This is a genomic window from Dawidia soli (genome assembly GCF_018598185.1).
GTDB lineage: Bacteria > Bacteroidota > Bacteroidia > Cytophagales > Cyclobacteriaceae > Ohtaekwangia > Ohtaekwangia soli.
On sequence record NZ_JAHESC010000009.1, the window covers coordinates 20,240 to 33,763 of the forward strand.

At 58.1% G+C, this 13,524-nt stretch carries 3 protein-coding genes; all 3 read right to left on the reverse strand.

All coding sequences use genetic code 11. The annotated features are described in order from the left end of the window. Positions 1-25 precede the first annotated feature (25 nt). The 3 genes from KK078_RS08065 to KK078_RS08075 all read right to left on the reverse strand — a co-directional run bounded on the left by KK078_RS08065 (position 26) and on the right by KK078_RS08075 (position 13,518). A complete protein-coding gene (locus tag KK078_RS08065) occupies positions 26-10,972 on the reverse strand; it encodes a PKD-like domain-containing protein (protein WP_254089743.1) in 10,947 nt (3,648 codons plus the stop codon). Positions 10,973-11,048: 76 nt separating this feature from the next. Then, positions 11,049-12,386: a hypothetical protein gene (locus KK078_RS08070; protein WP_254089744.1), complete on the reverse strand. Its 1,338-nt coding sequence runs from the start codon at positions 12,384-12,386 to the stop codon at positions 11,049-11,051. Next, the gene (locus KK078_RS08075) at positions 12,367-13,518 is read right to left on the reverse strand and encodes a porin family protein (RefSeq protein ID WP_254089745.1); all 1,152 of its coding nucleotides are present in this window, start codon (positions 13,516-13,518) and stop codon (positions 12,367-12,369) included. The genes KK078_RS08070 and KK078_RS08075 overlap by 20 nt, the downstream gene beginning before the upstream one ends. Positions 13,519-13,524 lie beyond the last annotated feature (6 nt).

Below are 13,524 nucleotides of genomic sequence, written 5' to 3' on the forward strand. Positions count from 1 at the left end.
TTTCATAATCCTTATCGGGTGGTGCTTAGTTCAACACCACGATCTTCGTATAAAGCACTGCCTTGCCACCGGCTTGCACCGACAGCACATAGATACCGTTCGGCAGCGAGCTGATATCCAACGCCTGCGGCACCGCCAGATTGCGATTCACCATGCCATCCAATACCGTAACACCCCGTTGGTCTACCACTTTCCAGCTGTAGTCCCTTTCCAGCCGCGTGCCGGTAAAGAGGTTGAGCTGCTTCGACGCCGGGTTAGGATAGATCTTCAACCTGGCCAGGGCCGCTGTGGCCGGGTCGTCGGGCAGGCCGACCGGCTCCGACGCCGTCTTCGTTTCTTCAATCTTCACGATCTCCGCTTGCAGAATGTGGCGTGACGCTTTATCCTGGGCAAAGGCCAGCAATGACAGGCTGTCACCGTTCACGATCGGCACCGTAATGGGGTATTCGACTGTCCGCGTATATACCTTTCCGACCTCCAGCGGCTCGTTGATCAGGAACCCTTCCGGCCCGAACAACAGCTTGCGCAACGAGTTCCGGTTATAGCGCCCGCTCGTACCGATCTCGATGCCATCTTCCACCAGCGCGGCCTGTAAGATCATGGGCGGAGTAAAGGTATGCTCTTCGTCGATAAAGGTATAGCTGATAGTAGCCCGCAATACGTTTGCCGGCGCCGTCGGATCGATCACAATCCCGATGCGGAACGACGGCGACTCCAGCGATCGTCTATCCAGCTCCCGATCGGTGATCTTGTCGTATGCCCCCGTGAAGTCCACATCGTTATAATACTGTCCAAAGATCCCATCCATGACAGCCAATGGCGGCTGCGAAACGCCGTAGAGCTGACTCCGTACCGCCGGGTCTGTGGTATTGTCAACGGCGATCTGGTCAAACCCTGGCGTCGGGAGATGGTACTGAAGCTTGATGTGGTCCTTCGGGTTCAACCGGTTGATAAAATCATCGGCCGCCAGGCTCGGCTGACTGGCATTGTTGGTGAAGTGTTCCACCAATACATTCCGCTCCTTCTCACCGATATAGATATCATCAAAGGCAAAACCGTTCAGGATCCGGCCCCGTTCGTTGTCTTCATTCGCACCGAAGGCAATGCGGAACACGACGGTGTCTTTCGGCAAGGCGTTCAGATTATAACGACCGTTACGCCAACCGTTGGCCGTGTCGGTGGTATCCGTCCAGGCAAAGTTATCCTGTCCGCCCGGCTTGCCGCTCAGGTTCGAGCCGTTATACCAATCAATACCCCAACGGTCTTCGGTACCTACCACGCGCCAGGTTTGTCCACCGTCGGACGAGTATTGCAATACGGCGCCGTCAAAGTTCTTCTGGGTATCCGACCAATACCGGATGGACGCCATCGGCCGCTCCAGCGCGCTCAGGTTCACGCACGGGCCGAGAATATACGAGTCTTCGTTACCGTAATAGGTACTGTAATAAGGCGATGCCGCCGGATCGGGATTACCCCCCGTCCACCAGGCATTGTCGCCCGAGAAAGCCCCGTTGATCTTATTACCATTCGGCGTACCAAATACCCAACTGGAAGGATTCCCAGTCTCTACCTTGATCCAGGCCCCGGCACCGTCTTCAAAGTCTGTCTGATAGCCGTCTGCCGATACAGGCAAATGATAATCGAGAATGTATACGGCGATGGTCGTATCTTTTTCACACCCTACATCCGTGCGTACCCGCAAATTCACCCGGTACGTTTGGAATGCCTGGTATTGGTGACTTGGGTTTTCATAAGTACCCTGCGTGTGGCCGTCGTGTGTGCCGGCCGGAATGTTATCGGCCCCTTCGCCGAAAGGCAATACATAACCATCGTCAAAGGTCCAGGAATATTCCTCGATAGAACCCAGAGCGATCTCCGACCGGCTGCGGAACTTCGTCGCCTCGCCGCTACAGATCTTGGTCCAGGTGAAGTCCACCTTCGGCTTGGTACCGATGAAGATCTGCTTCTCCGTCATCGCCGTACAGTTCTGATCCGTCTTCACCGTCAGGGTCACATGGTAGTATCCTTCGCGGCTATACTTCCATTTCGGATGTTGAATCGTCTTCTTAACATCGCCATCGTCAAAATCCCACTCCCACCCATTGATGGTACCATTAAAGGTGTTGTTGGGAATGGTCGACAGATCGGCAAACGCCACAGAATCTGTAACGCACGAGTTGTTAGCACCGATCACGGCCTGCGGCGACGCGTTGATCACGATCCGCTTCAGCATCGTATTGGTCGCGCCCACGGCGTTGGTATAGGTATATTCTACAAAATATTCACCCGCCAATAAGCCATCGGTATTGATGTATTGTCCCGCGGCATCCGAACCCAGGATCCCCGGCGTCAGCGGGCTGGCAAAACCTGTCGGTACCGAACCCGTACCCGCCGGCGGATCGCCCACCAGGCGTGCTTTGCCGACGTTCGTACAGATGCGAGGCTCTGCGCTGAAGTCCGTCAGGCCGGCGCCGACCTGGATACCAAAGTCTATATCCGTCAGCGGGTTGACAATGACCGTCTGGCTTACCGAGCCCACACAGCCGTTGGCGTCGGTAAATGTATAGGTAATGACATTGATGCCGATGTTGGCATGCTGCGGATCGAACCACGAGGTCCCCGCCTGGATCCCCGGACCGGTAAACACCCCGCCGGGCCCTTCCGGAAATCCCTGCAGCACTTCAATATCGTCGTTCTCGGCATAGGCCGGCTCCAGGCCGAAAATAGAAGGCTTGGGCAAGCGGTTGATCGTCACGGCAACCTGGTCGGACACCGCCGTACACGGGCCGCCCGCATCCGGGTCGTTGCTGGTCAGCGTAAAGAAAATGTGACCGGCAATGCTGTCGGCTTGCGTCGGCGTATAGAGGGCCTGGAGGTCGTGCACGTCGGAATAGCGCACCGGGTCGCCATCACCGCCGCTCCACGTTGTCTGGCCGGCAGAACCATTCATCGTGCCGTTGAGGTGTACAACGTCGTTCTCACAGATCGCAAAATCCGCACCGGCGTTGACCTTGGCCGACTCTTGTACAAATACATTCACCTCGTCATACACCGCGGTGCAAGGGCCGGGTCCGTCGGGGTCGTTCGCCGTCAGGCGGAAGATCAGTGTCTGGTTGATGTCGGCGGGAAGGGACGTGGTATACGGAGCATTCACCCGCATATCCGTCGTCACACTGCTGACCGACAGCGAGCCGGCCGCGCTGACAATGCTCCACGCACCGTTCACGGCACTGCCCGCGAGCATACCGGAAAGATCGATGCGATTCGGCTCGCACACGACGTAGTCCACCAGCGGCACGATCCGTGCGCGGTGATTGAAGAAGATCATCAGGGTATCGGTCTTGGTTGTACACGGCCCGGTTAGGTCGGGATCGTTGGTGATGAGGTATAACTTCACAAACCCGCGGGCTACGTCGCCAACCACGGCCGTATACGTGGCCTGTACTTCTTTCAACGTCGTCGTGGTGCTGGCGGAAATTGAGCCATCGCCCGTCTTGATAAACCAGGTACCATCGGAGGCACCGCCACCGATGGTTCCCGTCAGCGGAACCGTCATCGGCATCACCTCGGCCTCGCATACCGAGAAATCCGCCCCGGCATTTACCGTCACCGCCGGGTTCACCGTCACGGTCACGGTAGACGAAGGGCCTGTGCAGCCGTTCGCCAACGGGTAAATGGTATACACCACATGGCCCACGGAAGCGTTGGTCGTCGTCAGCAGCTGGTCGATAACCGACCCATCACCGCTTGCGGCACCCGCAATGTTGGTCCCCGGCGCAGCGGTCCAGGTGAACGTCGTACCCGACACATTCTTCGGTGCCGGCAAGATGCTGATCTGGGCACGTTCACCGCTACAGATCGTAACATCGTCCGCTTGTGCCGACGGCAACGGCTTCACATGCACCACCAGGTTGGCTGAGGGCCCGGTACAGCCGCCCACATCCGGCGTGAATACATATGTGATGATGCCGACGGCATTGCCCGTATTGACCGGCATGTGCGACAATGCACCGCTGCCGGATGCCGGCACACTGGCCGGGTCGATCGGCCCGGTAAACGTGCGCGTCCAGGTAAAGTTTACGCCGCTCACGGCCGATGTCGGCGTAAAGCTCAGCAGCTCGCCGCTACACAGCTGACGGGTCAGGTCTGTCGGTGGATTATTGATAGCCGGCACCGGCTTCACCGTCACCGTTACGTCGAACGGCACGCCGGGACAGTCGCCGGAATAAGGCGTGATCTGGTACGTCACCGTTCCGGTATTAACGCCGTCGGTGGTCGTCAGCACCTGGCGGATCACGTTGCCGGCACCGGCCGCGGCACCACTAACGTTGCTGGTACCCGCCGCCACCACGGTCCATGTATAGGTCGTACCCGCCACATTGTTGGGATTCGATATCGCTACCGACGTGGGTTCACCCGAGCAGATCGTCTGACCGTCGGCATACGCTGTCGGCTTCGGGCGAACAGCGACCACATAGTTCACGGCTGTTCCCGAACAGCTGCCCGCCGTCGGTGTAATCTTATAAATAACAGCGGCCGCGGTATTGCCGGTATTGACCGGCGTATCCGTGATCGCACCGTTGCCGGTAGGCGTCACACCACTCAAAGAACCTACCACCGTTGACTCCCAGGTAAAGGTCGTACCCGGTGTGATGGAAGCGGTCGGTAAGAAGTTCAACGCCGTGCCGCTGCAGATCTCCGTCACCAGGGAAGACGGCGGATCGGTAATGCTCGGCTGCGGGTTAACCGTAACCGTAACATCTACAAAGTTGCCGGTACAGCCATTCACGTGCGGGGTGATGCGATACGTTACAGTACCGGGATTGACACCATCGACCGAAGTCAACACCTGCCCGATCACCGATCCATCCCCGGCGGCCTGCCCCGATACATTCGAGAAAGATTGAACCACCCACGTATATCCGGTACCAGTCACACCGTTGGGGTTCGTAATCGCAACGTTCGTAGCCGTGCCCGAGCAGATCGATTGAGGCAAAGCTGCCGCGATGGGCAAAGGGGTCACCGTTACGTGCACGGCAAAACCCGGTCCTGCACATCCGGACGCTACCGGTTGGATCAGGTACGTTACATGGCCTGTACTGACACCGTCCGTGACGGACAGCGGTTGTGCGATGGTCGACGTGCCGCCACCGGCCGAAGCGCCCGTTACATTCGTAACACTCTGCACCGTCCAGGTATAGGTCGTACCGGCAACATTGTTGGGATTCGTAATGACGAGGTTGGTCGTCTGCCCGGTACAGATCGAAGCATCCGCGGCAAACGCGGTCGGTTTCGTGCGAAGGGTCAGCGTGGCGGCGTCACTGGTCAGCGTCGAGCAGGTACCGGTGATCTCCACCGAGTACTCGGTACCGTCCAGGGCCAGCGGAATATTTGCGAGGGTCAGCGTCGCAGTCGTCGTGCCGCTGAAGACACCGCCATCCGACAGATAGGCAGAACCCTGCTTCCACCGATACGTCAGGCCTGCGCCGATCGCCGCTACCGTAAACTGTGCGCTGCCGTCCTCGCAGACATCTGCGTCTGCCGGGTGCGCTGTTATGCTCACCTGATTCTGAATGGTCAGCACGGCGCTGTTGCTCACCGCGGGCGGCTCGCAGGCACCGCGCACAATCGCCCGATACAGATAGCCATGATAGGAATACGGAGCGCCCGTAAGCTTCAGCACCGCGGTTGTAGCGTCGCTGTAAACACCACCGTCGGCCACCGCGGTATAGCTCACGCCACCGTTGGTACTTACCTCCCAGCTATAGGTTGGCGCCGTCGTGCCCGTCGCCACGACGGTAAACGAGGCATTCCCCCCTTCGCATACCGGCACGCTGTTCGAAGGCTGCCCTACGATAACAGGCTTATGCTGTACTGTCAGCGCCGCGGCCGTGCTTGTCGTGCCAGCACAGGTACCACCGATCTCGACAGTATATTGATTTCCATTAAATCCGAAAGGCACATTCGTCAACGTCAGCGTCGGCGTGGTCGTGCCGGCATAAACACCGCCGTCGCTCAGGTACACGGAGCCCTGCTTCCATTTGTAGGTAAGCCCCGCACCGGTAGCCGTAACGGTGAATTGCACCGAGCCATCTTCACAGATCGTCGCCGGCACCGGCTGCGCCGTAATGACCACGTTGGCATTTAGCTGCAGCTGGGCGCTGTTGCTCACCGCGGGCGGCGTACAGGTACCCGACACCACGGCCCGGTACAGGTAGCCCTGATAGGATAACGGAATACCCGTCAGGGTCAAGGTCGGGGTCGTTGCATTCGTATAAATACCGCCGTTCGCTACTGGGTTGTATTGAAGTCCACCGTCCGTGCTTACCTGCCAGGCATATGCCAGCCCCGTGCCGGTCGCCGTTACTGTAAATGTGGTGTTTCCCCCCTCGCACACAGGTGTATTGTTCACGGGCGACGCCGTAATGACCGGCTTGCGGTTTACACGCAGCAGCACCACCGCGCTCGTGGCCGTACTGCAGGTACCTGTCACGGCAACGCTGAACGGGCTGTTGTCCATGCCGGCAGGCACGTTCGTGAGCATCAACGTCGGTGTTGTGGTTCCGCTGAAAACACCACCGTCTGTCAGGGTAGTGCTACCTTGCTTCCATTGATACGACAGTCCAGCGCCCGTCGCGGTGACCGTAAACTGCGTCGAGCCGTCTTCACAGATCGTCGATGCAACCGGCTGTTGTGCAATGACAGGGTTCGCCTGGACCGTTAACAGCGCAGCATCGCTCAGCGCCGGCGGCGCGCATGTGCCGCTGATCCTGACACGGTATAAATATCCCTGATATGCCAGCGGCACGTTGGTCAATGTCAGCGTTTTCAGGCTCACGCCGCTGTATACGCCGCCGTTGGTCAATGCGGTGTACGAAGTACCGCCGTTGGTGCTCACCTGCCATTGATATGCGGGGTTGGTCGTAACACCAGGGTCCACGGTAAAGGTCGTGTTGCCCCCCTGGCAAATAACCTGTGCTGTCGGCTGGCCGCTCAGGGCCACCTCCGGACCTTCATTGATAGAGAGCGTAGCGTTACCGCTCGACAGCGGCGTACCACACGTACCGGTGATCGTTACCGAATACTGGCGGCCGTCGAAGCTGCTCGTAACACCATTCAACACCAGCACGGCGCTGTTGGCGCCGCTATAGACGCCGCCATCGGTCACGGGCGTACCGCCTTCATACCATTGGTAGGTCAGGCCCGTACCGGTCGCGGTAACCGAAAACTGCGCCGTACTTCCCTCGCATACCGTCGCCGGTTGAGGCTGCGCGGTGATCGCCGGCAGCGTATTCACCTGCAGCAAACCGCTATTGCTAAAGATACTGGGCGAGCATGTACCGGTGATACGGGCTCTGTATAAATAACCGTTATAGGACACCGGCGTTCCCGTCAGGGTCAGTGTGGCCGTTGCTGCACCGCTGTAAATACTGCCGTTGGTTACGTTCGTATAGCTGGCGCCACCGTTGGTGCTCACCTGCCACTGGTACACGGCACTGGTGGTCACCCCGGCGTTGACCGTGAAGGTCGCTCCCCCGCCCGCACAGATCGTCTGATTACCGGGGTGTGCGGTCACCTCCGGTTTCTCCCGCACGGTCAGCGTACCACCGGTGCTCGACACGGCACCGCACGTACCCGTTACTTCTACCGTATAAACATTATTATGTTGAGCGCTCTGTGCCGCCGATACGGTCAGTGTAGCGGTCGTCACATTGCTGTAGCTGCTGTTGTTAACAAGGTCTACGCCATTCTCTTTCCACTGATAGGTAAGTCCCGTCCCTGTCGCCACCACCCGGAACTGCGCATTACTATCTTCACACACCGCTACCGCGACCGGCTGTGTGGTGATCGCCGGGCTGGCATTCACCTGCAGCACAGCGCCATTGCTAAACACCGGCGAGCCGCATGTGCCCGAGACGCGGGCGCGGTATACACGGTTGTTCAGGGTGGTTGTCGGCCCGGTGATCTGTAAGGTAGTCGTCGTTGCACCGCTGTACACCCCGCCGTCGGTAATATTGGAATACGTCGAACCGCTGTTAGCGCTTACCTGCCATTGTATGATGGGGTTCGTCGTCACGCCGGGATCAACCGTAAACGTAGCAGTTCCACCTGCGCAAATGGTCTGCGCCACGGGGTGACCGCCACTCCCCACTTCGGGGTTTTCCCGAATCGTCAACGGCACATCTATACTCGTTGCGGTATTACACGCGCCCGTAACGACCACGCTATACATCCTGCCGTTATAGGCGCTGGTCGGCGCCGTAATGGTCAGTGTTGGTGTCGTAACACCCGAAAACACAGCCGAGTTTGATAAGTTCACACCGTTCTGGCGCCAGCGATACGTCAGGCCCGAGCCTGTGGCCGCCACCGAAAACTGAATGACGCCGCCTTCGCAGACCACCTGTGCAACAGGCTCTGCCGCAATAACCGCCGTTGCCTGCACCCGCAGCAACGAGCTGTTGCTCACCGCCGGCGGGGCACAAGTACCTGTCGCCACCGCCCGGTACAAATAGCCATCATAGCCCACCGGCACCGAGGTTAACACCAGCGACGAGGTCGTAGCCCCACTGTACACTCCGCCGTTCGACACGGCTGTGTACGATACACCACCGTTGGTACTCACCTGCCAGGTATACGAAACTCCGGTACCGCTGGCCGCTGCCGTGATCGTCGTATTCGCCCCCTGGCAGATCACCGGCGGCGTAGCCGTCGGGTGGCTTGTTATAACGGGTTGGGTATTGACGGCAAGGGCCACCGGCGTGCTGGTCGCATTGGCGCAAGCCGATGAAACCACGACCGAATATTGGTTATTATTATAAGAAGCTGGCACGTTGCTCAGCGTGAGCGTCGCCGTGTTACTGCCACTGTAGATCGTGTTATCCGAAATCGGCGCGCCATTCATCCGCCAGGCATACGTCAGGTTGGTGCCCGTCGCCGTCACTTTAAACTGCACCGTGCCGTCCTCGCACACCGTAGCCGGTGTCGGAGGCACGGTGATCGACGCACTGCTTTGAACCGTCAGCAGCGCACCGTTGCTCGTCACACCGGGTGCACATACGCCGGTGATCACCGCCCGGTACAAATAGCCATTGTAGCTGGCCGGCAGATTTACCAGGCTCAGAATGCCGGTCGTGTAGCCACTATAGATGCCACCGCCGTCCGTTACGATCGGGCTGTAGGTCAAGCCACCGTTGGAACTCATCTGCCACTGGTACGACACCCCCGTCGGCACCCCTGCGGCTACCGTAAAGCTCACCGGTGTGGCATTGAGCTGGCACGTCGTCTGGCTGGCCGGTTGTCCCACGATCTCCGGAAGCTCGTGCACCGTCAACCGCGCCGGCGCCGAAATGGCATCGGGCGTACAATTTCCTTTCACCACCGCGCGGTAGCGGTAGCCGTCCATGGTTGGCGTAACGGCCGATACCGTCAGCGACGGCGACGTTGTTACCGCGCCCAGGTTCACAAAGCCACCACCGTTGTCCACCTGCCACTGATACGTCAGGCCGGCACCGGTGGCCACCACGGTAAACGATGCATTCTGCCCCGCGCAGACCACGGCGTCCGTCGGCGGATTCGTAACGGCCGGCAGGTCGCTGTAACGGATCTGGACATGGTCGACCGTAGCCGGGCAGGCACCATTTGTTACCGCCCATTGGAATATATAGGTACCGTAGGCACTTACCGTCGCCGTGGCGTTCGCCTGTGTATCGTCATTAAACGACACCGTACCCGGGCCGCTCACCTTGGTCCATACGCCCGATCCGACGCCCGGCGTGTTCCCCGCCAGGGTCGCCACCGGGCCGCAAACGTCCGCATCCGCGCCGGCATTTGCCGTGGTCGCCGTTTGGGTTGTCACGGTTACCTTGTCCGTCAGGTACGTATCGCAGTTGGTCGTGGGATTGCGTGCATATACCTTGAGGGTGGTACCCGCGGCAATAACATTGCTGGTAATGACGATGTCACTCCCGGTGCCCCCTACAAATCCGCTGAGCACGGCACTCGTGGCGTCGTCTTGCAACTGATAGGAAACCCCACTTTGAGAACCTTGCACCGTAACGGCTACCGTATTTCCTGCACAGATCGAAGCCGTGGCCGGCGAAACCGTCGGTGTTGCCAGGGGTTCAGCATATATCGTCACCGTACGGACGTCCAGACATGCCGGCACAAAGGCGACATAGTCGTTGGTCACCGACCAGTTCGAATCGTTCCTGCCCGGCACAACATACGATACCGTCGACGCGCCCACCTGCGGGCCTTCAATACCCTGCGAAGCCGAGCTGGAAGATAAATTGACAGCGGGTGAGTGTATTTCAATGATGTTGGTCGTCTCGTGCAGTTGGATCTGCGTTGTGACCAGCGTTAAGGCGGCGGCCCGCCGGATATTGGTGTATCGCACGACAAACACGCGGTTCGGCGCGGTGCCGGTAAGGAAGTAATCGATCGTACCGCCCAGCGTCGGGTCGAGGTCGTCCCACGCGGCGGCGATGATGTTATCCGGATCGGTAACCGTCGTTAAGGCAATGTTGTTGGACGTTGCTACCGAGCTGGGCCCGAAGCCGATCAGGCCGTTTGAACCGATCCGCACGGCGGTCTGATCGTTACCAAAGAAATTAAATGTAAAACCGATCGGGATGGCGGCTGTCTGCTCGTCATTCAGCAGGTTGACCGTTGTGGCTGCCCCCGACGACAACGGATTAAAGGTACCCGCCGTGGAAATGGTATACGTGTTGGCATCGCCGTTCGTAGCGATCAGTGTGTGTGTGCCTACGCCTGCGGCCGCCGGATCGAACGTCGACCCTGTAACGCCCGGACCATAATAGTAAGTTCCCCCCGTCAGTGTAAAGGCCGGAGCATCGACGCAGTACGACGGATCGAGATTGGTAAAAGTACACTGGGCCGACGCATCCCACGCCGGCATCAACAGGCCAATCCATCCGAAAATAAGTGCTGCTAAGAGGGGTCTTATTGGCATAAAAAGCAGATACTAAAGTATTTATCGATTTCCGACGAAAAATGTAACCTCGTATAACGGCCGCACAGCCCTCCCCTCAGTCCAGCAATTCGCCCTGTGCGTTCAGTTTAAATAAGGCTATTTTCCGCTGGGTTTCCAGCTCGATCGTTCCCAGGAGAAGAATGCGTCCATCCGGCAGCTCGGCTACCGCCGCGCCCCGGCTGTTCTTGTCAAAGGCACCAAACGTCGCCGTCCAGCGTGGCGTGCTCGCCATGTCCACTTGCACCAGCCGTATGGTCGAACCCAACGTAGTCTTTTCGTGGCCCAATAGCAAAAAACCGTTGGAATATACCGCCGGCGCCACGGCATGCGCCAGGAACGAGCCTGACAAGCCGCGCACAACGCCTTCGTCGATCAGCCCGCGTGTACTGTTTCGCCGGCAAAAATACAGGTCGCCCCATGCCTCCGGGTTTACCACGATACCGTTATTGATCGCCGACGTGCCAAATTCATAATATCCACCGCCCAGCGCCGCCGGCACTTGAATGGCCGCAACCATCTGCTCCCGCCGCACGGGATCGCCGGAGAACATGACCTCGGCATTGGAGAGGCCCTCTGGATTCAGCCGCCACGTATTGAAGTTCGATTCGTATTGCGTGTCCCCTTGCGTAGACCACAGACCATCCGAATAGGTGAACCAGTAGAACTCGGCGGGCGACTTCTCCAATATCTTGATGCCCGAACCGATATGTTCGCCCAACGACTGCCCCCGCCCCTCTTCGTCGGGTGGAATTGCATCCTCTACCGTCGTCCAGGCGCGCGTAAAGTCACTGTTAAAACCTAATGCAAATAGATCCTCGAGATCCGAGTCGGAGTCCGGATCGAGATAGATGCTTTCATCCGCCGAGTTTCCCGTGACCGTGAAACCACCGTTGGACAAGGCGGTGATACTATAGGCAAAAAGCGTTTTCCACTTACCATTGTTCCTGCCAAAATACATGCTGTCGATGACCGAGCCATCGCCGCGAACGCGAAGCACCTTGAAGTCATAGACATTGTCATTCGTACTCGGGTCCGTGCCGTACAATGTATTGGACAAGACCAGAAAGTTACCATCGGCCGTGGGCTCCAGGTCCTGTGCATTTTCGTCGTTGCCATCCATCGCACCGTATCGCTTTTGCCAGAGCATCTCGCCACGCGCATCCACCTTGATCAGCACCATGCGTTTGTTCCGGCCCAGCACCTGGGTATTGCCCAGCAGCAATGCCGTACCATCGGCATTCACCACCATGTCGACAGCATCCTGGTTGCCATCTTCGCCGTAATATTTAACGAAGTAGTTCTGAAACCCGCCTTCGAAGTCCTGTTTGGTATCGCAGGCACACAGGACCGCCAGCAGCCCCAGGAAGATGTAGCTATTTCTCCGTAGTGACATGATCCTGCTTTTTAAGATTGCGCATGACAGATTTCGACCGCGCTTTTTTCAACTTTCGCGGTTTGTAGAGTGGGTGGATATAGCCCACCGACAAGTACAGATGGTCCATCCGGAAGAGGTCGTCCACATACCCCCACCGCAAGGCGGCCTCGGCACCGGATTGAAAGCCCTCCGACGTGCGGGGACTGGAGTCGTCATACTCATAAATACTGTTGCGTGCATCTACCAGGTTGGTGAGCCCGAACGAATACCGCAGATCTATAAAAACATAGTCCAGGTCCACTTTATATTTCACGCCGGCGCCGATGTGCCACGAGCGGTTCAACAGGTTACGTTTCGGTTTGAATTTCAACACGGGGCTTTCACGGTCGATATTCTCCTCGCGGTCGGCTGTAGGGTTATAGTTGCGGTCGGAATATGTAATGGTCACCCGGTCACCCAGCAGCAGGTCGAGCGAAACTCCTGCATAAATGTAAGGCCGATACTTCCCTTCTACATCCGAATATTTGATCGACAACGGCACGCGTGCCCAGCTTTGGCGGTCGTAGACGTCGGCCAGGTCGCGGCCATAGATGCCCGAGATGCGCTGTTTATAAGAGGAGAAGACGTAGGTGCCTTCCAGCATCGCGCTGAAGTGATCGTTGTAGTTCCACTCCACACCTACCGCGGCCTGGCCTCCGGGCCGGAGCAAATTCTGCTGGTGTCCGTCGGTTGCCTGTCGGTCGAGAATGGTGTGTATAAACGACACGTTCGCACCGGCCTTTGCAAACAGCGTAAAGATGGGTGTCGTGGTGAATTTCGAGCTAAGGTATACCAGGTCGATCGGATCGCGTTTTTCGTCGGTGACAAACTCGGGGTCGGCCCGCAGCACTTCGAGGTAGCTGTTCTCTGCGTTAAAGGGATCTTCCAGCAACAGGTATGTTTCCGACAACAGCAGGAACGCCCGCTGGCGCCATTCTTTATTCTGGTTCTTTTGCAGGCAGCCGCTGAGAATGGACGGGATGACATACAGATGGCCCGCGTTGAACTCGTCGGTAGCGCGGTTCAACGTCAGCTCGCATTCATCCTGGGCCACCGTCCGGAAGCTTGCGAGGAACAGCGCGATCCATAAAAATGATTGATACCGTAACATCCGTTG

Coding starts and splice junctions, on each gene's coding strand:
- KK078_RS08065 (WP_254089743.1), bottom strand. CDS start 10,972: ATGCCAATAAGACCCCTCTTAGCAGCACTTATTTTCGGATGGATTGGC.
- KK078_RS08070 (WP_254089744.1), bottom strand. CDS start 12,386: ATGTCACTACGGAGAAATAGCTACATCTTCCTGGGGCTGCTGGCGGTC.
- KK078_RS08075 (WP_254089745.1), bottom strand. CDS start 13,518: ATGTTACGGTATCAATCATTTTTATGGATCGCGCTGTTCCTCGCAAGC.